This is a genomic window from Paragemmobacter kunshanensis, assembly GCF_011059185.1.
Classification (GTDB): domain Bacteria; phylum Pseudomonadota; class Alphaproteobacteria; order Rhodobacterales; family Rhodobacteraceae; genus Paragemmobacter; species Paragemmobacter kunshanensis.
Window position 1 is genome coordinate 1 of sequence record NZ_JAALFE010000035.1, and the last position, 19,846, is coordinate 19,846.

Consider the following 19,846-nt stretch of genomic DNA (forward strand, 5'->3'; position numbering starts at 1 on the left):
CATGACCGTCCTCCTTTGTGGATTATCGCAGACCCACCTTGGCACAGAGATGCCGTCGGGGGGCGGTCACATCATCAAAGCCCTTTGAAGACACCGCCCTTTTTCGCGCTATCAGTTCCGGCGGTATCAAGCAGGTTGAGGAGGAGGTCGTACACCGGTTCAAAGTTGTCGAACCCGTCCGGTAGCGACTGAATGGCTCTGGCTATCGCGCGATCATCCTCCTCCCCCAAAAGATCTGCAAAATCCCCGTCGATCATCTTTGTGAGAATTGGCACAGCTTGCCCGCTGGCGGCGCTGAACGCGCTTCGTTTGCCTCTCAATCGCTCTAAGGCATTAGCTTTGCTGTTTGCATAGACCGCTACGGTTCCATCCAATGCTTCAATTGCTAGAGCCTTCGTCGCCCTCGCGAGGTTCAAGAAGTAAAACATCGGCAACCATTGGCGCTGAACTTGGGCGGAAACGTTTAAATAGTCTAACGGCGTCCGAACTTGCGCTTTTGTCAGAAAGGCTTGCAGAACTCCGTCAGCAGTGAGCGCGCGTCCTTCGATACGCTCCAACGCCTCGCCATTAGCATCGACCGCCTTGACGTCCCCGACGAGGCGGAGAGCAGGAGCGCCTTCAACTTCCTCAAATTCACCCTGCCGAATAAACTCAAGCTGATCAGCCAGCTTTCGGTCGATGGTAAGTTTCATGTCGGAGGTTTCCATGGTCGCGGCATTTGTGTCCACAATAAGCGACCGGTCGGTGCCAATGTCAGCAAGTCGTTGAGCAGACTGAAGCAGCACACTTTGGCTGGCTTGGTCTCTCTCGCGAAGCATCGCGTGAAGATCGCCAAACTTGATTTTCGCAGATTGGCCGGGATAGCGGAATAAGATGCTACCGTCTTCTAACCCGTCGCTGTCGCGACAAACCACTACCGGAGGAACGCTATACTTCTCGACATAAAGAACACCGACGTTCAATCCGCCAATTTGGATGGTCTCCTTAACAAAGTCTGGTGTCGGAACTAGAAAAGTCTTCACCTTGTCGCTTATCCGCACAATATCGGTATTGTCGAATTTATCATCGGGCAGGCCAACAACTTGGCAGCCTGCATTATCCACGCCCAAGAAGATGAAGCCACCTTTGTTGTTTGCGAGAGCGGCGATTGCCCTAACCAGTGGGTTCATTTTCTTAGGATCGAACTCCGCTTTGCACTCCTGCTCGCTTGTCTCTCCATCGCTCAAATACCAGTTGCCGTCAGCTCTCTGCTCAAAGCGCTGTGCAGCACGTTCTGCAATTGTCGATATAGCTGCGTCTTGGTTCGCGACACCAACCGCAGCAGCCTGAAAATTGGCAAGGAAGTTCGCGAGGTCAGCTTGTGATGCAGCTGGGACGTTTGGGCCATAGGTTCCGTTGCGAATTTGACTAATGCGTCCAGAGTTAACTGGCCTATCTTGCCGGTTAAAATAGAACTGAATGTCTACGTTGCGCTCGCCTCTAGCGAGTAAGGCTTTTATCAAGCCGATTTCTTCGTCAGTGATGCTTCTCGCCACTTAAATACCTATCGTAATGAAACAACGCCAAATTTATCCACGCTGAGAATAGTCAACCCCTTACATCGACGGAAGTTACCATTGGCATACTCGAGTGCGAAGAGCGATCGCACACATATCCGCAATATGTTGGCCGACCCATTGCCCGCTCGGCGAAACCTACTGATAAAGCAAATTTTTTCCCGTGGCCCGAAGAGCGTCCATCTTACCCTACTTAGGTTAGGATTCATAACCTGTAGATGACAAGAGCCGCGATGGTGATGGCTGGCCAACCGCTGGGCAACGAACGTCCACTCCACTACTGCGGTTTCATCCGATGCGCAGCGAACGGCAGCAATCCGCCGATCACGTCGAATGCTGCGAAAAGTAATTCACATAGTCGCCAGTACATCAACCTTAGGCAAAGCCTGTCGGCCTCCCCTGCTCGGCTTCGCGTGTCGCAGAGGAGAACGGCCCTTCGGTCCGTCGCGCATTCGGCCATGCGGCCTCACCGCGGCGTCGCACCCGGCATCCCGGTTTGCCCGCCTCGCGAGCACGTCCCTCCCCGGCCGCTCCGCCGGATTGCGCTCTGGTCTGTTTTGCGGAGCAAAACGATCCCGCCGCTTCATCCGTCTCCCGCGTCCGGTCGGGCCGTTTGCCTGCTCGGGTCGGGCAAACCTACCGTCAAAACACACACACATGAGTGCGGAAGCATATCCTCCGGATGGCCCCCAAATCAGCCCGCGTCAAGGATCGCAAAACTTTTCGGCGAGGGCGGAGCCCGTGGCGCGGGGCGGTCCCGTGCGCAAGCGCGCGCATGTGTCGGGTGCCGCGCGCGGAAAACTTTTGCGCCCGTCAAGCCGGCGGCTGCGCCGTCCCTGACCCGGGCAGATTCGGAAACCAGGCATTCGGCCATGCCCCCACACTCACGTGGTGGCCTTGGAAACGAACACTGGAGACCAGACATGGCTTACGACACCGCAAACACCTACGAGACCATCGAGCTTTTCGGACTGACCGAGAAGGACGCGCAGCTGCCGATCCCCGAGGATCACATCCTGACCGACCACATCATCCGCGAAAGCTTCGAGGCTTTGCTCGGGCAGCTGCGTGGGACCGGGCTTGAAGCCGAAATCGAACCGCTGGCCCATGGGCTCGCGACGATCCTCCAGCGCCGCAAGGTGGCGCTCGGCAAGGAGGTTGACCGCACCGCTGACAAGATCGGCGCGCTGGCAAAATCCCATGACGGATCGGAAATCGCCGAGACCGCGCTCGAAGAGGCGCAGGCGCGCTTTCTGCAGCTGCGCGAGATTGTCGGCGCCATCGAGGTGATGAGCGAGGCGGCGGCGGAATGCTACGAGATCGAGACGGGCCACGCCTTCATCCCGGCAGCCGGGTCGCGCGCAAGCGTCCGGGCGCAAGAGACCGGGGCGGTCTTCGAGGCACGGCAGCTCCTCGAGCAGCACGACCGCGAGACTGCCGCGAAGTCGAAAGTCGAGGGGGTTCCCCTGATCGTCTCAGGCGCCACCGACTGGACCGATGTCGATGTGATCTTCAACACGCTCGACAAGGTTCGCGAACGGATCAAGCAGAACCGCAACCAGGAGATATTCCTCTGCCACAAGGGTGGCAAGCACGGGGCGGAGATGATTGCGGCTCGGTGGGCCCGGGCACGCGGGATAGCACAGGCGCGCTTTGATCCGCGCTGGTCCGCGCACGGGCGGGCGGCACCGTTCAAGTGCAATGACGAAATGCTGGACGACAAGTTCGCGGCGACGGGGGTTGTACTCTTCGGCGGCAACGGGGTCGCGCTGAACCTCGGGCAGAAGGCGGAAGCGAAAGGTCTGACGGTCATGCGGGTTGCGGACCCGGCGAAGAAGGCGTCGCAGGATTGAAGAGAGAGGGTCGCCTTCGGGCGGCCCTTTCGTTGTTTTCCCAGTTGTGTGCGAACCTCGGCGGTATCGCAGTGAGCTCCAGCAACGGGCATCGACAGGCTTGGTGATCGCAATCCGGCCAATCTGTTTTTGGGAATGGCTGGATGGTATCTCGATGCAATCACAGCTTAATGTGGCCGTGCGGCAGAAGACATTTGTTGCGCAGCTCAACACCCGAACAGGTTTTTCCTCGATGCCTTTTTCTCCGGAACGCACCAAAGAGATCCAATCACGCATTGATGCGCGTTTGCGGTCCGGGCAGGCAAACGATTGGGAAGTGTCTTTTCTCACAAACATGGCTGAACGGTTTGAGCGTCACGGGACGGAGACGCGTCTGAGCAAAGCTCAGTACGCCAGCCTGCACAAAGTCCTGAAACTGGAAGGGGAAAAACCGGCCCAGACAAGGGCAGCTGCCGACGACGGCACTTCGAAACCAGCACCAAAGCGCAGCCCCAGAGCCGTTCAGGCGAGACCCCGTTCGATCTCCGTGAGCCGCGCAATCACCGCACCTCGGCGTGCCGTGCGCAAGGCTCAACGCCAAATCATGGTGCCGTTGGTGATCGCTGTCGGGTTCTTCGCGTTGGTTGGATCATTGTTTGAGACGTCGAGTTCACGATCCACGCCCTACAGTCCGTCAGCAATTCCCACATCGCAAACGACAAACACCACTTACGTCTATGTGACAGGGACACGTGTCAACCAACGTTCTGAGCCGTCTACCGCGAACGCTGTGATGGGCGTCTTGAGCGAAGGGACTCGCGTCGAAATGCTTCGCGATGAAGGGCAATGGACCCAAATTCGGTCTAACTTGGGAGTGGGCTGGATGTCTTCCAGTTTCCTATCGCCGGTCGCGCCACCTGCAGAGCGACCCGCCTCGCAAGACCGGTCGCTTCGAGCCAGCGATGTGCGGATCATTGATGGTGATACGATTGATATTCGAGGCATGACAGCGAACGTGCGTCTCGTCGGGTTTAACGCGCCTGAGACATGGAGACCATCCTGCACTGCAGAGCGCCAGGTCGGGGAACAGGCAACAGCGCGTCTTGGTCAATTGGTGCGGGGTGCGGCGTCAATTGAATTTGAGCGCGTGGCCTGTTCCTGCCGGCCCGGGACTGAAGGCACCGATCGATGCAATTTCGGGCGGCTTTGTGGCTCGTTGTTCGTTGACGGTCGGGACGTGGGCAGTACGCTCATTGCTGAAGGTTTGGCCGTGCCATACCGATGTGGCCGCACCAGCTGTCCCCCACCCCCTCAATCCTGGTGCCGATAGCAGGGGCACTCACCCAACACAGACGACGGATCATCGCGCGCGGCTGAACGCTGACCCGCAGCGTGATGCGCGTGACGGATCATTATCCAGATGCATTGGATCAGAACGAACCAAGCCACCTCAGACCGGTATCGACGGGTGCGAACGCAACTGCAAAGTGGCGGCACAAATTTGGGTCTCTCCTTTTTGCTCATCGATGTGGATCGCACGGGGTCGGCCCGTTCGTGCCCTCAGCTCACGCTTCGGCAAGCACAAATACGGCTTCCACGGCTAGCCGCGGACCCTCCGCATTTGCGCTTGCGACCGGGCCTCTTGCCCCGTGCCGGGTGATCCCCATCGCAACAAGGAGTAACCCAAATGACCAACCACTACGTCGCTACCGTCCCCGTCAAGTTCACCGATACCGATGGCCAGGAGCGCACCCGTTTTCAGCGCGTGGGCGCGATGTTCCGCAACACCCGCAACGGGGACGGCTCGGAGTTCTTCAGCCTCAAGCTCGACTTCCCGGTCGCGGTCTCGGAGCTGGTGATGTTCCCGCCGAGCGCGAAAGATCCCCAGGACTAAATCCTCTGACGAGGATGGGCCGCCCCAGGATGATCTTGGGGCGGCCCGATCCCTGTTCCAGGGATGCCGGTCCCTGCGCGTTCAACGGACGCACTCTCCCCGGAATGATCAGGCCGCGACAGACCGGCCAGTCAGCCTCAAGGGGGCCATCCACAAAAACCTATCGGCCAGGGCCTCCCGGTTTTTGCGGCAGAGATTTGGGGACCCAAATCTGGCCCTCCTTGACCCTGCCTGTCCGCCCTGTCGGAGGGGTTTGCGCCCGCCCGCGGTTCCGTCCGAACACATGGGTGTTCGGCCAGACCCTCGGGCGGGGCTGGCGGACGGGACCCCTAGGACAGGTGGTGCACTCGGTGGTGAGGGCGGCAGAGCCGCGTCCCTGCGGGCAGCGGGGGAAGCGGACACCAAGGCTGCCTGAGCCTGAATGCGACGTAAGTATATAATTGACAGCTTGGTATATTATCGTAATGTGGGGGCAGCCTTGGTGGAAGGTGGCAGGAAATAGGGGGCCTTTCTTCGCATGTCTCGCTCAAAACGTCTCACAGATGCGGACCGCATGGAGATCGTTCGCGAAGCTGCGGAAGGCGTTTCCACTTCAGTGCTGGCGGAACGGTTTGGCGTGTCGGCGCGGGCGATCCAGTACACGCTCAAAGCCGATGCCGAGCGCCAGACGGATGCCGCGATCCCGGTCTCAGCGGTCAGTGTAAAGGTCACCACCGCAGAGCTTGCAGCGCTCGATGCGGTGCTGGCCGAGGCCGGGATCGAGAGCCGGGCCGAGGGGCTGCGGCGGCTCATTCAGGCGGCGGGTGGGGTGTTTGTCCCGGACGCGCAGATGGCGGCCGAGATGGCGCGTTACCGCGCCTCGCTGCACGAGGTCGGCAATGGGGTCGCGCAAATCGCCAAGCAGATGACGCGGGCCAACCGGATGGGGCAGGGGGCCGTGGGGGGCACGAGTGCCGAGTTCACCGAATTGCGTCTCGCCCAGATGCGTGGGCTGGCGCGGTTCATCCTGGATTCCGCTGACGAGATCGATCTGCTCCTGCGCCGCCGTCGGGACGCAATGCAGCTGCAGGCCACGGCCGCGCTGAGGGAGTTTGCCCATGCGGCTGAATGATGCCGTCCATGCCGTCACGGGCGAGGTCTTTCGGGATGGCTGGAGCCGCGTCCGGGGCTCAATGCAGGGGCTGCACGTGGCCAAGCAGACCCAGCTTGTGCGCGCGGCAGCGGGGCATCGGCCAGCGGTCTTCAAGGCGATCCGGGGCGGGGGCACGCATACCAAATCGCAGCTCGCAAACCAGCTCGATTACCTCACCACCAAGTCCACCCATATCGTGGACAGTAGCGGGTTTCTGGATGGCAAGGCGAAGCTCGAGGCGGGTGACATCAAGGACCTGACGGAGCGCTTTGCCAAGCGCTGGGATGCGGGCTTCAAGCCCAAGCTCGGGCAGACCACCCACATGCTCATGTCCTTCCCCGTGGGCACGCGTGGGGAGGATGTGCGCGACATCGCGACGGACGTGGCCGAGCGGTTCTTCCAGACCGATGAGGGGCATTTTGACTACATCATCGCGGTGCATGAGGACCGCGATCACCCCCATGCGCATCTGGTGCTGAACCGCCGCTCGCAAGAAGGCGAGTTCTTCTTTCTGGGGCGCAACCACCGCTTCAACTATGACGACTTCCGCCTCGCCATGGTCGAGGAGGCGGAGAAGTACGGCGTGCGGCTGGAAGCCACGCGGCGGGTGGAGCGCGGCGTCGTGCATTACCCAGCCCGCACCAGCGAGGTTTATGCGGCGAAAGAAGAGGGGCGCGCGCCCCGCGAGCGCGAGCGCGTGGGGCAGGACCTGACCCGGACGCTGGCGGAGATCGCCAACACCAGAACCGTCTACCATTCGCTTGCCGCGGAAGCCTCCCGCGAGGCGCGGGAAGACATTGCCGCGGCACTCTTCCGCGCGGGCGAGGTGCTGGCGCATGGCGGACAGGTGGACCGAACAGGAGATGTGTATATGGCCGAGGATCAGAGTTTCGAGGATCTGAGAAGCCTCTATGCGGAAAAGCTCGCGCGGGTGCAGGGCATGATCGCCGAGAAGTCTGACGCGGAACGTCCCGTGCTGGAAAAACGCCTCATCGAGATCCAGACGCAGGTCCAGCACATGCAGCCTCTCGGTTTGCGATCATCCACGCTGTCAGAGACCCCCTCGGAAGGCGGGATCTATTCCGAGGCCAATATCGACGCCAGCCAGCGCGAGCGACTGGCCGAGCCCGACCTGAGATCTCGCATTGACGCGTCACTACGGGGCACGGGGATCAGCACATCGGAAGTGGTGGCCCGGATCGAGACCGGGGCCTCGAGCGCCGCGCTGGAGCATCAATGGATCGCCAATGATCTCTCCAAAGTGGCTGAGGCGCGGGATCTGAACCTCGAGCGCCGCGCCGATCTGGAGCAGGCCCGCGACATTCTCAATGACGTGCATGTCGCGCTCGGCACGCTGCTGGAACGGGAGAACGTGCTGCGCCGGGATGGCGTCGTGGAAGCAGAAGCGGTCAGCGAGCGGTTCCACTATCACGAGGACTCGGTGCGGGCGATGGAAGGGACAATCCGTCAGGAAATGCGCGCAGGCGGCCTGACAGCGCAGCAGGTCGAGGACCGGGATTGGGAGGTTGTCTCACGGGCGGAGCGCCGTATCGAGACGGAGCAGCGTGCATATCTCGAGGCACACCCGGACCTGCTCGCACGTCCTGGCGATGTGATCGACCGGTCTGAACCCTACAGGGAAACCATCACCGATGCGGCCCGCGCCAGCGCGATCACCCGCGAGGTCGACCGGATCATGGAGGGACGCGACGTCCGCACGCCCGTTGCAGATGCTGTCACGGATGAATTCAGGGAGCGCTATCCGGACATGCCGTCCCACCTCGCCCGCGGGCTCGGCGCGACCTATGCGGCTGTCGTCGAGATCCGGGACACGGAGGCCATCAATCAGGTTCGCCGCGACAACGAGTTGCGCGAGGGGCTTGGGGTTGGCACGCGTGACGAACGTCTAGCCACCCGCGATGGAACGCCGATGCGGTCTGACCGTGCCGACCGCCTTGGAGACGAGATTGCGCGTGTCGTGGACCATGAGCGGGCCGGGGAATTGTCTGCGCCCTTCGAAACCGAGGCGGAGCGGGACGCCTTCCGCGACGAGATCGCGCGGGTGCTTGATAACCGTCAACTTGAGCGGCTCACATCCGGCGATGCCGATGCGCTGGAAAAGGTTCTCGAGGACCGTCTCGACCGGCTCTATGTCGCCAAGGTTTACCTGCAATCGGATGCAGCGACGGCCAACACGGAGGCCTTGCGCCAGGTGGTCGATGATCTTGCCGACACCGAATATGAAAAACACCGCGCGACAGACGTGGATGGCGAGACCGAGCGGGGTCAGGTCCATTGAGCGCCTCCATGGGAAAAGCGCGGATCGCAACCGGCGTCTTGCTGGTGACGCTGGTGACCGGGGCGATGGGCTATACCATCGCCTCGGCGGTGCTGATCTACCAGGATCTCGGCTTCGGGGCCGAGATCGATTTTGCCTATATCGCGCAGAACTATCTGGCGATCCTCGATCGCCGCCCGGAAGACGCGCAACTTATTCACCTGATCATCGGCAGCTTCGCCGCCGCCGGGCTAATGCTGAGCCTCGCCCTCTCAGGGTCCGCCCTGACACGCTTTGGCCAGACCCATTGGCAGACCGCGCGCGAGATGAAGGCCAACGGGTTCTTCGGGGCGCCCGGCACCGGGTTCATCCTCGGCAAGCTGGGGCCGCCGGGCTCCCGCGCCAATTACATTTGCTCGAAGGTTTTCCCGCATGCGCTGATCGTGGCGCCCACGGGCCGCGGCAAGACCACGGGCTTTGTCATTCCGAACCTGCTGACCTGGCAAGGCTCCGCCGTGACGCTCGATGTGAAGGGCGAGTGCTTCGAGGCCACGGCCCGGCACCGCGCAGCCCAGGGCGACAAGGTCTATCGCTTTGCCCCAACCGATTGGGAGGGCAAGCGCACGCATCGCTACAACCCGCTCCTGCGCATCTTTGAGCTGAAAGATCCCGCGCGCCAGCAGATGGAATTGCAGCTCCTGGCGACGCTCTTCCTGCAGAGTGACAATGACCGGGTGCAGGGCCTCCTCAAGGGCGGGATCGATCTCTTCGTGGCGGCAGGGCTCTTGGCCTTCCAGCGCAAGCGTCCGACCCTGGGCGAGATCTACCGCATCGCGGCTTCGGGTGGGAACAAGCAGAAGGAGTATTTCGCGCGCGGCCACGAGGTCGACAACAGAGCGGCCAAGCTGATCTTCACGCGGCTGGCGTCGACCAACAACGATACGCTGACCTCATACGTCTCGCTCCTGATGACCTCGGGGCTCGATCAATGGCAGAACCCGGCCATCGATGAGGCGACGGCAGTCTCGGACTTTGATTTCCGCACGATCCGCAAGAAACCCTTTTCGGTCTATCTCGTGGTCCAGCCGCTGATGGTGAAGCCGCTCGCGCCGCTGATCCGGCTGTTTTTCTCCGACCTGCTCTCGGCCATGCAGGAAAACGACCCCGGGCCGGATGAGCCGTGGCCAGTGATGATCATGCTCGACGAGTTCAATCGCCTCGGCAAGATGCCCATCGTGGTCGAGAGCATCGAGACCCTGCGGACCTATCGCGGCCACCTGGCCGTCGTGACACAAACCATCCCCGCCCTTGATGAAATCTACGGCGAAAACACCCGCCGCGCCTTGCAGGGGAATGCGGGCGTGAAGCTCTACCTGACGCCCTCCGATGAAAAAACCGTCGAGGAACTGAGCAAGGCGGTCGGCAAGACCACGAAGACCGTCATCACGCGCTCCCAGTCTATCGGCAAGAACCCCTTTGAAGGGCGCAGCCAGTCGACCCGGACCGAAGAAAGCTCCTTGCTCCCTGAAGACGAGGCGCGCCGCCTGCCGCTCGATGAGATCGTCATGGTGATCGATGCGCAGATGCCGGTCCGTGCAAAGCGGATTCAGTATTTTGACGACCGGCTGTTCAAGGCGATCCACGCGGCGCAGACGGGTGAATTGCCGTTTCCAGAGCCGGGGGGAGGGGGATCGCAAGGCACGCTGCCGCTGAGTGTGCGCGCCATGCCGATGACGCCGCCGTCGGATGGGCCAGGGGGAACAGAAGCCGATGTGGAGAGGGCGAGCCAGGCTGGCGATGGTCAACCGTCAGGCCAAGCCGACGCCGCTCCAAAGAAGACCGCGCCTGTCGTTCAAGCCGTCATCGCCGAGGAACAGCGCCAGATGGAGATGGATTTTGGCAGCGGCGTCGTGGATTCGGAAGCTGCGAGCGTAGCTGATGAGGCGCAGATGCGCTCTGCAGTCGATGGCTTGGACGAAATGGAAGCGATGCTGCGAGAGGAGGATGGTGAAAGGCTGGTTGCGCGATAGGGTGGCGGACATCGCCTGTTTGTCGGGGAGGGCGGGAAGTGTGCATTCGCTGCACCTGCGAGGCCGCCTGTTCAGACAGGTCGAAGCAGACATTTGCAGCCTTACATCCGCTGTCACCTTTGCTGTGAGATGTATCAAAGGAAGCAGTGCGCAGATACTCGGCCACTTCTCTTGAAGGCGCCAGATCGCCCGCGAAACCGGCAATGCGGATCGCGGTCAATAATGCGGTATCGGTGTTCTGGCTTTCTCCGCGATCAAGGCATTTGCCTTCAGCGAAGCATCCTTTCTGATCGAGACCGTGGCGTCGGACGACCCGGCGGCCTTGCTCTCCTTTAATCCAGTTGCGCCCTTTTTGCGCGATGACGTAGCCTCCGGCGCGCTCATCGCGCTTGGCGGCGATCGCCACAGGACGGGAAAAGGCATTTGCACGTGCATGGAGCCAGGCGCGACGTCGGGCGGCAGGTCGCCGAGTTTGCAGAGTTCTTGGCGAATGTCGATTGATCGCGCCTCATTCTCGACAATGCGCACGGGCAAGAGTGCCCCGAGGCGCTCAGGAGCGCCTGAGCGGGCGGACTAAGGTGCCAAATACATGGTATAAGCAATTGCTATCGTCAGCAGGAACAGCGTTTCGACGACCAGGATGACACTATAGCTTGCCTTGACCTTGATGATCCGACCAAGGCTGGTTTTCACCCCAAGGGCAGAGATCGCGATGACCAGGCACCAGCGCGACACCTCGCTCAGCAGCGCCAGGGGGACTGTCGGCACGACCCCCAAATTCGCCACGATGGCACAGATGGCAAACATCACCAGAAACCACGGCACGCTCACGCGTTGTTGCTGCGCCCCGCGGAAACTGAACATGACAACCAACATCACCACCGGTAGCAGCGCCACGCGCAGAATCTTTACATAGGTGGCGATTACGCCAGCCTCGTCGCTGATCGAGTATCCCGCGCCGACGACCTGCGCGACGTCGTGTATCGTCGCGCCGACCAGAAAACCGCTCTGAACAGCGCTGAGCCCGAGCGACTGAAACAGGATCGGGTAGGTGATCATAGCAATGGTCGACAGGGCCGTGACGGCGATCACGACAAAGAGCGTGTCCTGCTCGCGGTCCTTGTCCGGCGGCAGAACCGAGGCAATGGCCAGTGCGGCAGACGCGCCGCAAATCGCGACAGAGCCGCCAGCGAGCATCCCGAACGCCAGGCGACGGCCAAACAGATACGACATCGCCGCGCCGCAGGCGAGCGTTGCCAGAACAAACCCGACGATCGCCGCGACGGGCGCGAGCCCGAGGCTGGTCACCTCCGCCACTCCAAGGCGCAACCCCAAAAGCCCGACACCGAAGCGCAGCAGTGTCTTCGCCGCAAAGTCGATGCCCGCCGCGCAGCTGTCCTGTTCCGACAGGAAGTGAAAGGCAATGCCGATCAGCAGCGCGAAGAGCATGACGGGCGCGCCATAATGCTCGGACATGAAGGTGGCGGAGGCCGCGATGACCGTGGCCAGAAGCAGCCCCCCGAAATAAGGCTCGATCCGGGATTTCATGAGGGTGACGATGGCGAGGCTCCCGGATTGAGGTGGGTCAGCAAGTTTCAGCCGCCCCTTTGCGAAGGGGCGATGCGGTGGATCGGCAGAGGGGCGGGGTGCCCGCTCAAGTGGGTTGGTGCAGCAGCCGCAATTCGGCGGCCCGCGCATGACCTTCCATCCCCTCGACCCGGCTTATCCGCGCGGTGCGCAAGGCCAGTTCGTGCGAGGCGGCGGCATTGCAGCGCTGCCATGTGACCGTCTTGGTAAATTTATGCACCGACAGCCCGCCGGTATAACGCGCCGCGCCACTGGTCGGCAGCACATGGTTGGGACCGGAGGTCTTGTCGCCGAAGGCGACGGTGGTTTCCTTGCCCAAAAAGAGTGAGCCGTAGGCCGTGAGCCGGTTCAGCCACCAATCCAGATCCTCGGCCTGCACCTGCAGATGTTCGGGCGCATAGCGGTCCGACACCTCGGCTGCCTCTTCGCGGGTGTCGCACAGGATCACCTCCGCGCGGTCTGCCCAGGCGGTGCGGGCTGCAGTCCTGTTTGGCTCGGGTAGGCTGTCGATTGCCGAAGATGCGCGGGCGATCACATCCGTCGCCAGCGTCCGGTCGGTGCTTACCAGCCAGACGGGGCTGTCAATGCCGTGTTCTGCCTGGCTGACCAGATCCCAGGCGACGGTTTCCGCCGAGGCGGTATGATCGGCGATGACGAGGCTATCCGTCGGCCCGGCAAACATATCGATCCCGACCTCGCCGAACAGCATCCGCTTGGCCTCGGCGACATAGCTGTTACCGGGACCGACAAGGATATCGGCAGGTTTGCCGCCAAAAAGCCCTTTGGTCATCGCGGCAATTCCCTGAACGCCGCCAAGGTTCAGGATCAGGTCCGCACGGCACAGATCCATCGCAAAGACGATGGCATCGGGGATGCCGATATCGGGGCGCGTGGGCGAGACGGCGGTGATATGCGGCACGCCCGCGACCTTGGCCGTGGTGATCGTCATCAGCGCGCTGGCGATATGGCTGTAACGGCCGCCAGGCACGTAGCAGCCTGCGCTCGACACCGGGATCTGTTTCTGACCGGCGATCAGGCCGGGCATCACCTCGATCTCGCATTCGCCCATCGTCGCCTTCTGCGCCTCGGCAAAGCGCTGAATGTTGGCCTGCGCAAAGCGGATGTCGGCCTTCAGATCCTCCGGCACACGGGCGCAGGCGGCGCGGCGGGCCTCGTCCGACAGGACGATCTCGCCGGTCCAGCCGTCCAGCTTTTGCGCGTATTCCTGCACAGCCGCCTCGCCGCCCTGCTCGATATTGGCGAGCATGATGGCGACGATATCGCGGATATCATTGTTTTCAGCCGCGGGGCGGGGATCGGCGGTTTTCAGATAGGTGATGGCCATGGTGTCAACTCGATTTCATCAGGGAGTGGTCACGGATCGCGCGTGCCAGCACATCGACCGTGTCGATGACCGGAACAGCGACACGCAAATCGGGGGCGAGCAGCGAGAATTCGGTGCAGGCGACGAAAATGACAGCTGCGCCTTTGGCCGCCAGCACGTCCGCGGTGTCCTGCAGGATCTGGCGGGCCTCGGGCGTGGGGCCGTGCGCCTTGATGTTGCGGATCGCGTCCAGCATGGGCCCCGTGTCCTCGGGCCAAAGGGCTGTCATCCCCGCGCGGGTGAGGGCCGGATCGAACACCCCGGTCTGCTGCACGGCGGGCGAGGCGAGCATGCCGATGCTGGCGCCTTCCGGGGCGCTTTGGGCAGCATGGGCGACCGACAGATCCACCATGTTCAGCAGCGGGATGGCCACCGCCGCCGCGATCTGCGGCGCATAGTGATGCGCGGTGTTGCAGGGCATGGCCAGCGCCGTGGCGCCCGCCGCCTCCAGCCGCTGCGCCATCCGCGCGAGGGTCGGGGCAGGATCGGTGCCGGTGCCCTCGATCAGATGGGCGATGCGCGAAGGCACTTGCGGGTTCATGTCGATGAGCAGCGGAATGTGATCTGCATCGTCGCGCGCTGTTACCGTGGCCAAAAGGCGCTGCTGCAAGAGGATGGTTGCCTCGGGGCCCATGCCGCCCAGCACCCCGACGAGATTGCGTCTCATGGCGCCACCTCACTTACCGCGTCGCAAATCAGCTCGGCGATCAGGGCGCAGTCCGCTTTGGTGAAGCTGAGCGGCAGGCGCATATCAAATAGCGTGGCAAGGATGCGGTCGGTCCGGGGCAGATCCTGCGGCGTCACATAGCGCCAGCTGGGATGCGCCGAGGTGAAGCCAACAGGCTCGGGCGCGCCGAACCACTTCAGCTCGACCCCGCGCGCCTTGGCCGAGTCAAGAAAAGCGCGGCACTGATCGGCGGTGAAATCCGGTATCCTGAATTGGATGGACGAGCCGACATGCAGCTCTGCCGCGGGCAGGGGGATGCTGGTGAGGTGCGGATACCCTTTCAGGCCCGCCTCGACGGCGCGATACCGCGCGTTCCAGCGCTCCACGTTGCGATCCAGCTGCGCCAGTTGCGGGCGCAGGATCGCGGCGCGCAACGCATCCATCCGGGCCGAGCAATTCGGCATCTGGTAGCGCGCCTCGGCAAAGGCGTCGGGCGCCGGACCCGCGCCATGGCGCGCATACATCATGTAGCTGCCCGACAGGATCGTCGCCCGCGCGGCGATCTTGGCGTCGCCCGTGGTCAGAAAGCCGCCTTCGCCGGAATTCATGTGCTTGTAGGTCTGCGTCGAAAAACAGGCCACCTTGCCGAAATTGCCCGAGCGCTTTCCGTTCCAGCGCGCGCCCATCGTGTGGGCGCAATCTTCGATCACTGTGACGCCTGCGCCGTCGCAGATGCGCATCAGCCGGTCCATGTCGCACAGATGGCCGCGCATATGCGACAGCAGCAGGACGCGCGCGCCCGAGCTTGCGATCTTGGCCGCGAGATCGTCCAGATCCAGCCGCAGGGCCTCGTCGATCTCGACCAGAATCACGGTGCCGCCGACGGCGCTGATGGCGCCGGGCACCGGGGCCAGGGTAAAGCCGTTGGTCAACACCGCCTCGCCGGGGCGCAGGCCGCAGGCGCGCAGCGCGATCTGCAGCGCCTGACCGCCCGACGTGACGGCAAGGCAATACGCGCTGCCTTGCCAATCGCGATACTCGGCCTCCAGTCGCGCGACCTCGCCTTCCTCGTCCTGGGCGAGGTTGTAGCGGTGCAGGCGCCCCGATTGCAGGACCGACACCGCAGCGGCGATGGCGTCCGCGGGGATTGCCTCCTGCTGGGTGAATGACCCTGTAAACCTGGCGGGCACGGCGACCTCCATGTTCAGAGCGTGACCCAGCGGTCACTGTTGTCGAAGGCGAAGTCGTATCCCCCCAGCGCCGCAGCGCCGCCGGTGTGCAGGAACACCACCCGCTCGCCCTTGAATTCGCCCTTGCGCGCCAGATCGATCAGGCCGGCCGCGCCCTTGGCCGAATAGCAGGGGTCCAGCAGGATGCCCTCCAGCTCGGCAAACATGCGGATCGCCTCGATGCCGCTGTCCGTCGGCAGGCCGTAACCCTCGCCGACGTAATCGGTGTTGGCCATGACATGCTCACGCTTGACCACGCCAGGGCAGCCCAGCTTTTCGGCGGTCTTGCAGGCCAGATCGTAAACCATCTGTTCCTGCTTGGGCTGCGGCGCGCGGGTGCCGATGCCCAGTACGGGGATCTGCGCATTCATCGCGCACATGCCTGCTACAAGGCCGGCCTGCGTACCCGACGAGCCTGTGGCATGGACAATGCGGTCGATCTTGAGGCCTGTTTCATTGAACTGGCTCAGCAACTCGAAGGCGCAATTTACATAGCCAAGCGCGCCGGTGGGGTTCGATCCGCCGCCGGGAATAACATAGACGTTATGCCCCTCGGCGCGTTTCTTTTCCGCGGCGAGCTCCATTTCGGCGGGCATGTCATGGCCGCCCGGAAATTTCTGCGTCGTCGCGCCATGCAGGTGATCCAGCAGGACGTTGCCGTTGGTGTTGTAATTGGCCTCGTCATAGCCGGTGCGATCCTCCAGAAGGATATGGCAGGCCAGCCCCAGCTTGGCCGCAGCGGCGGCTGTCTGGCGTCCGTGATTGGTCTGGGTGGCGCCCTGGGTCATCACCATGTCGGCGCCCTGTTCCAGCGCCTCGGCCATCAGGAATTCCAGCTTGCGGGTCTTGTTGCCGCCGGTGGACAGGCCGGTGCAGTCATCGCGCTTGATCCAGAGCTCAACACCCAATTCTTCTGACAGGCGTTTCATCGGCTCCAGCGGCGTGGACAGATGGGCGAGGCGTGTGCGCGGAAAACGGGACAGGTGCATCTTGATATCCTTGTGTTTTGGAGGTGGGGCCGAACGGGACGGCCTTGGCCGACAGTTGCGTGCGGCGTCGCGTGGGCGATACGCCGAACGCGTTGGCGTAGTGTCTGGAAAAACTCGACGGGCTCCCAAACCCGCAGGCCACCGAGATTTCCGAGACGGGCAGGGCGGTCTGTTCGATCAGCGTCCTGGCCCGGCGCAGGCGCAGGGACCGGTAGAAGGCCATCGGGCTTTGCCCGAGAAACGTCTTGAACTTGCGCTCGAACTGGCGGACCGACAGCCCCGCCACGGCGGCCAAATCAGCCGTCGACAGCGGATCCTCCAGATTGCCCTCCATTGCAGCGATCGTCGTTTCCAGTTTGACGAGCCGCAGGGCGTTGACGTCGTTTTCGCTGCGCGGCTGCTGGGCCGCGCCATCGCGGATCCGGTCCAACAAGAGAACATTGGCCACCGCCTGCGCCAGCCAGGACGAACGCGGGGCCACGATCTGGCTGAGGATGACGTCGGCAGCCGACATCATGCCCGCGGCCGTGGTGATGCGGCCGCTCGTCGAAAAAAGCGCCAGACCGCCGCCTTGCTGGCAAAGGGCCGTGGACCAGACCTGATGATCCTCCCAATGGCTGGTTATCTGTCCAGCCTCGGGGTTAAGCAGCCGCCATTCCGAGGCCGCGTCGGACATCAGGATGATGCTCTGCCCCATGCGCTCGCTCCAGCGCAGCCGGGCGCGCAGCTGCTCGAACCGGGCGGCGATGCCAGCACCGCCGAGAACTACCAGATGATCGGGCCGCATCGCTTCATCCAGCGAAAGCGGCACGGCGCGCACGAAGATGCCGCCCATCCCCTCGACCAGATCGGTTCCGGCAGTCGTGCAGAGGCGGGTGTCGAAACCGATGCCTTGACCGAGCCGGGTAGCGATGCGCAGCACGTCCTGCACGAGTGCCAACTCGGTCGGGACAAAGCCCTGTTCGACCAGAATGGTGACATGAACATGTGCCATGAGGCGCTATCCCCGCATCAGGGCGTAATCGGGATCGTAGGGCGAGGGCGCGATGACCTCGGCGCCGACGAGATCGCCGTAGAGGTCGATCTGCATGGTGCTGCCCTCGGCGCTGAACTCCGGGTCAACAAACGCGTAGGCCAGATTCATCTCCACCCGGTGACCCCAATCGCCCGAGGTCACGGTGCCCACGACCTTGCCGCCGTGCATCAGTGATGCCCCGCCATGCGCGGGGGCGTGATCCGCGTCGACCTTCAGCGTCACCAGCTTTTTGCGCAGGCCCTCGGCCTTGCGCTTCAGCAGTGCGTCCTTGCCGATGAAATCGCCCTTTTCCAGCTTCACGAACCGGTCGAGCGATGTCTCGAACGGGTCGAATTCGGTCAAAAGGTCGGCTTTCCAATGCAAAAAGCCCTTCTCCATCCGCATCGACTCGACCGCGCGCGCGCCGAACAGTTTCAGCCCATGCGCCTCGCCCGCCTTGCGCAGCGCCAGATAGGCGGCATAGAGCGACGCGTTTGGCACGTGGATTTCATAGGCCAGCTCGCCGGAGAAACTGACGCCCAGCACCGTGGCAGGTGCAAAGCCGATGAAACATTCGCGCACGCTGAGCCAAGGAAAGACCTCGCGAGACCAGTCGCCGCGCGCACAGGCCGAGAGGACGTCGCGCGCCTTGGGGCCTGCCAGGACGAGGATCGTCTGGTCATTGGTCAGGCTGCGGATCGTGACGTCTTCGCCGTCCGCCCGATGCGCCTGCAACCAGTCCATATCATGGAATTCACTTGCCGCCGCCGAGCCGTACCAGACGCGCTCGGGCCCCCGGTCGCTGGCGGGCAGGTTGGCGATGGTTGCCTCGCCCTTGACCATGCCGTGATGGTTCAAGAGGTATCCCAGCCCGACGCGGCCCGCGCGCTTGGTCACCGCGCCGCAGAACATGCGGTCAAGAAATGCGTGCCGGTCCGCGCCGGTGATCTCGAACCGGTTGAAGCCGTTGACCTCGCACAGGCCGACGTTTTCCTGCACGTTCTTGATCTCGGCGGCGACCACGTCGAAGGCTTCGTCGAAATCGAAGCTGAGCGTGGGGTGGAAGTCGGGAGAGGGCTTGATGTAATCGACGCGCTCCCAGCCGTTGACTACGGTGAACTCCGCCCCTTCGGCGGCAAGGATGGGCGTCAGCGGCGTCGTTTTGGCGGGTCGGCCCGCGGGGCGATGTTCGTGCGGAAAATGGAAGCGGAACTCGTTCTGGTAATCCTCGATCGCCTTCAGCGCCGTCAGCTCGACGTTGGTGTGGCCGGTGAAACGGCGCGGGTCTATGACCCAGGTGTCATAGCACGCCTCGCCATGCACGATCTGCTGCGCCAGAAGCCAGCCATGCCCGCCGCCTTCGCCAAGGCCCGCGCGCAGGCCGATGATGCAATAGGCGTTGCGCTTGCCGGGGATCGGGCCGACCAGCGGCGCGCCATCGATCGTGTAGGTGATCGGGCCGTTGACGACGCGCTTGATGCAGACCTCGGCCAGCACCGGCATCCGCTCGAACGCGCCTTCCAGCACGTCCATCACGCGGTCCAGATCGTCGGGGCAAAGGTCATTGGAGAAGCTGGGGCTGATGCCGTCCATGCCCCAGGTGCGGCAATCCTGCTCGTAGAAACCCACCAGCAGGCCGTTCTTTTCCTGCCGCGAATAGTAGTCCGAGATCGGGCAGCGCAGCAGCGGCATCCGGCGTCCGGCCTCTGCGATGGCCGGAATGTCCTCGGTCACGAAATACTGGTGCTCCATGGAGGCGACGGGATGATGCACCCCCATCATCGCGCCCACCTCGTTCACGCGGTAGCCGCAGGCGTTTACGACGATATCGGCGTCGATGGTGCCCTTGTCGGTCTCGACGGTCCAGGTATCATCCGCTTTTTGGGTCAGCCCGGTGACGTTGGTCTGGCGGTAAACTTCCGCCCCTGCCTTGCGCGCGTGGAAGGCCAGCGCCTGGCAAAGCTGCGCGGGGTCGATATCGCCGTCCTCGCCATCCCACAGACCGCCCAGCAGGTTGTCGGTCGAGATCAGCGGATGTCGGCGCGCGCACTCCTCGGCGTCAATCACCTCGTAGGTCACGCCCATGCCGCGCGCCATGGAGGCAAAGTGGCGATAGCCCTGCATCTGGGCTTCGGTATTGGCCAGCCGGATGCCGCCATCACCGTGATGATAGCCTACCGGATACTCCGGATCGTCGCGCAATTTCTTGTATAGCGCGATAGAGTGGCTTTTCAGGCCCACCATCGTCTGGTT

Annotated in this window: 15 protein-coding genes; 6 read left to right on the forward strand and 9 right to left on the reverse strand. The window is 62.8% G+C overall.

The annotated features are described in order from the left end of the window. Positions 1 to 74: 74 nt before the first annotated feature. Complete coding sequence (locus tag G5V65_RS19990; RefSeq protein WP_165053928.1) at positions 75 to 1,535, reverse strand: RNA-binding domain-containing protein; 1,461 nt, start codon at positions 1,533 to 1,535, stop codon at positions 75 to 77. Between the two features lie 944 nt (positions 1,536 to 2,479). Here G5V65_RS19990 and G5V65_RS19995 point away from each other — a divergent pair. The 6 genes from G5V65_RS19995 to G5V65_RS20020 all read left to right on the forward strand — a co-directional run bounded on the left by G5V65_RS19995 (position 2,480) and on the right by G5V65_RS20020 (position 10,722). Then, the gene (locus G5V65_RS19995; protein ID WP_165053930.1) at positions 2,480 to 3,409 is read left to right on the forward strand and encodes a DUF2493 domain-containing protein; all 930 of its coding nucleotides are present in this window, start codon (positions 2,480 to 2,482) and stop codon (positions 3,407 to 3,409) included. 583 nt (positions 3,410 to 3,992) lie between these two features. Continuing rightward, on the forward strand, positions 3,993 to 4,718 hold the full coding sequence (locus G5V65_RS22940; protein ID WP_349813538.1) for an SH3 domain-containing protein: 726 nt from the start codon (positions 3,993 to 3,995) through the stop codon (positions 4,716 to 4,718). Between the two features lie 357 nt (positions 4,719 to 5,075). Beyond that, complete coding sequence (locus G5V65_RS20005) at positions 5,076 to 5,282, forward strand: hypothetical protein (RefSeq protein ID WP_007120662.1); 207 nt, start codon at positions 5,076 to 5,078, stop codon at positions 5,280 to 5,282. Between the two features lie 517 nt (positions 5,283 to 5,799). Beyond that, positions 5,800 to 6,393, forward strand: a complete 594-nt coding sequence (locus G5V65_RS20010; RefSeq protein WP_165053932.1) for a helix-turn-helix domain-containing protein — start codon at positions 5,800 to 5,802, stop codon at positions 6,391 to 6,393. Beyond that, positions 6,380 to 8,713, forward strand: coding sequence for a relaxase/mobilization nuclease domain-containing protein (locus G5V65_RS20015; protein WP_165053935.1), 2,334 nt, complete (start codon positions 6,380 to 6,382; stop codon positions 8,711 to 8,713). The genes G5V65_RS20010 and G5V65_RS20015 overlap by 14 nt, the downstream gene beginning before the upstream one ends. 8 nt (positions 8,714 to 8,721) lie before the next feature. After that, complete coding sequence (locus G5V65_RS20020; RefSeq protein WP_165053937.1) at positions 8,722 to 10,722, forward strand: type IV secretory system conjugative DNA transfer family protein; 2,001 nt, start codon at positions 8,722 to 8,724, stop codon at positions 10,720 to 10,722. A gap of 216 nt (positions 10,723 to 10,938) precedes the next feature. Here G5V65_RS20020 and G5V65_RS20025 read toward each other — a convergent pair whose 3' ends face one another. The 8 genes from G5V65_RS20025 to G5V65_RS20060 form a co-directional block, all read right to left on the reverse strand. After that, the gene (locus tag G5V65_RS20025; protein ID WP_165053939.1) at positions 10,939 to 11,250 is read right to left on the reverse strand and encodes a hypothetical protein; all 312 of its coding nucleotides are present in this window, start codon (positions 11,248 to 11,250) and stop codon (positions 10,939 to 10,941) included. Positions 11,251 to 11,295: 45 nt separating this feature from the next. Next, on the reverse strand, positions 11,296 to 12,420 hold the full coding sequence (locus G5V65_RS20030; protein ID WP_241250674.1) for a YeiH family protein: 1,125 nt from the start codon (positions 12,418 to 12,420) through the stop codon (positions 11,296 to 11,298). Next, complete coding sequence (gene hisD, locus G5V65_RS20035; protein WP_165053941.1) at positions 12,377 to 13,654, reverse strand: histidinol dehydrogenase; 1,278 nt, start codon at positions 13,652 to 13,654, stop codon at positions 12,377 to 12,379. Before hisD ends, G5V65_RS20030 begins: the two co-directional genes overlap by 44 nt. 4 nt (positions 13,655 to 13,658) lie before the next feature. Next, entirely contained in the window at positions 13,659 to 14,360 is a 702-nt protein-coding gene (locus G5V65_RS20040) for an aspartate/glutamate racemase family protein (RefSeq protein ID WP_165053943.1), read from the reverse strand. Then, positions 14,357 to 15,550, reverse strand: a complete 1,194-nt coding sequence (locus G5V65_RS20045; RefSeq protein WP_343162875.1) for a DegT/DnrJ/EryC1/StrS family aminotransferase — start codon at positions 15,548 to 15,550, stop codon at positions 14,357 to 14,359. The genes G5V65_RS20040 and G5V65_RS20045 overlap by 4 nt, the downstream gene beginning before the upstream one ends. Positions 15,551 to 15,564: 14 nt before the next feature. After that, complete coding sequence (locus G5V65_RS20050; RefSeq protein ID WP_165053949.1) at positions 15,565 to 16,578, reverse strand: D-cysteine desulfhydrase; 1,014 nt, start codon at positions 16,576 to 16,578, stop codon at positions 15,565 to 15,567. Next, positions 16,487 to 17,572: a GlxA family transcriptional regulator gene (locus tag G5V65_RS20055; RefSeq protein WP_165053952.1), complete on the reverse strand. Its 1,086-nt coding sequence runs from the start codon at positions 17,570 to 17,572 to the stop codon at positions 16,487 to 16,489. Before G5V65_RS20055 ends, G5V65_RS20050 begins: the two co-directional genes overlap by 92 nt. A 6-nt stretch (positions 17,573 to 17,578) precedes the next feature. Further along, positions 17,579 to 19,846: GcvT family protein (locus tag G5V65_RS20060; RefSeq protein WP_165053955.1), on the reverse strand; the 2,268-nt coding region annotated here is incomplete at its 5' end.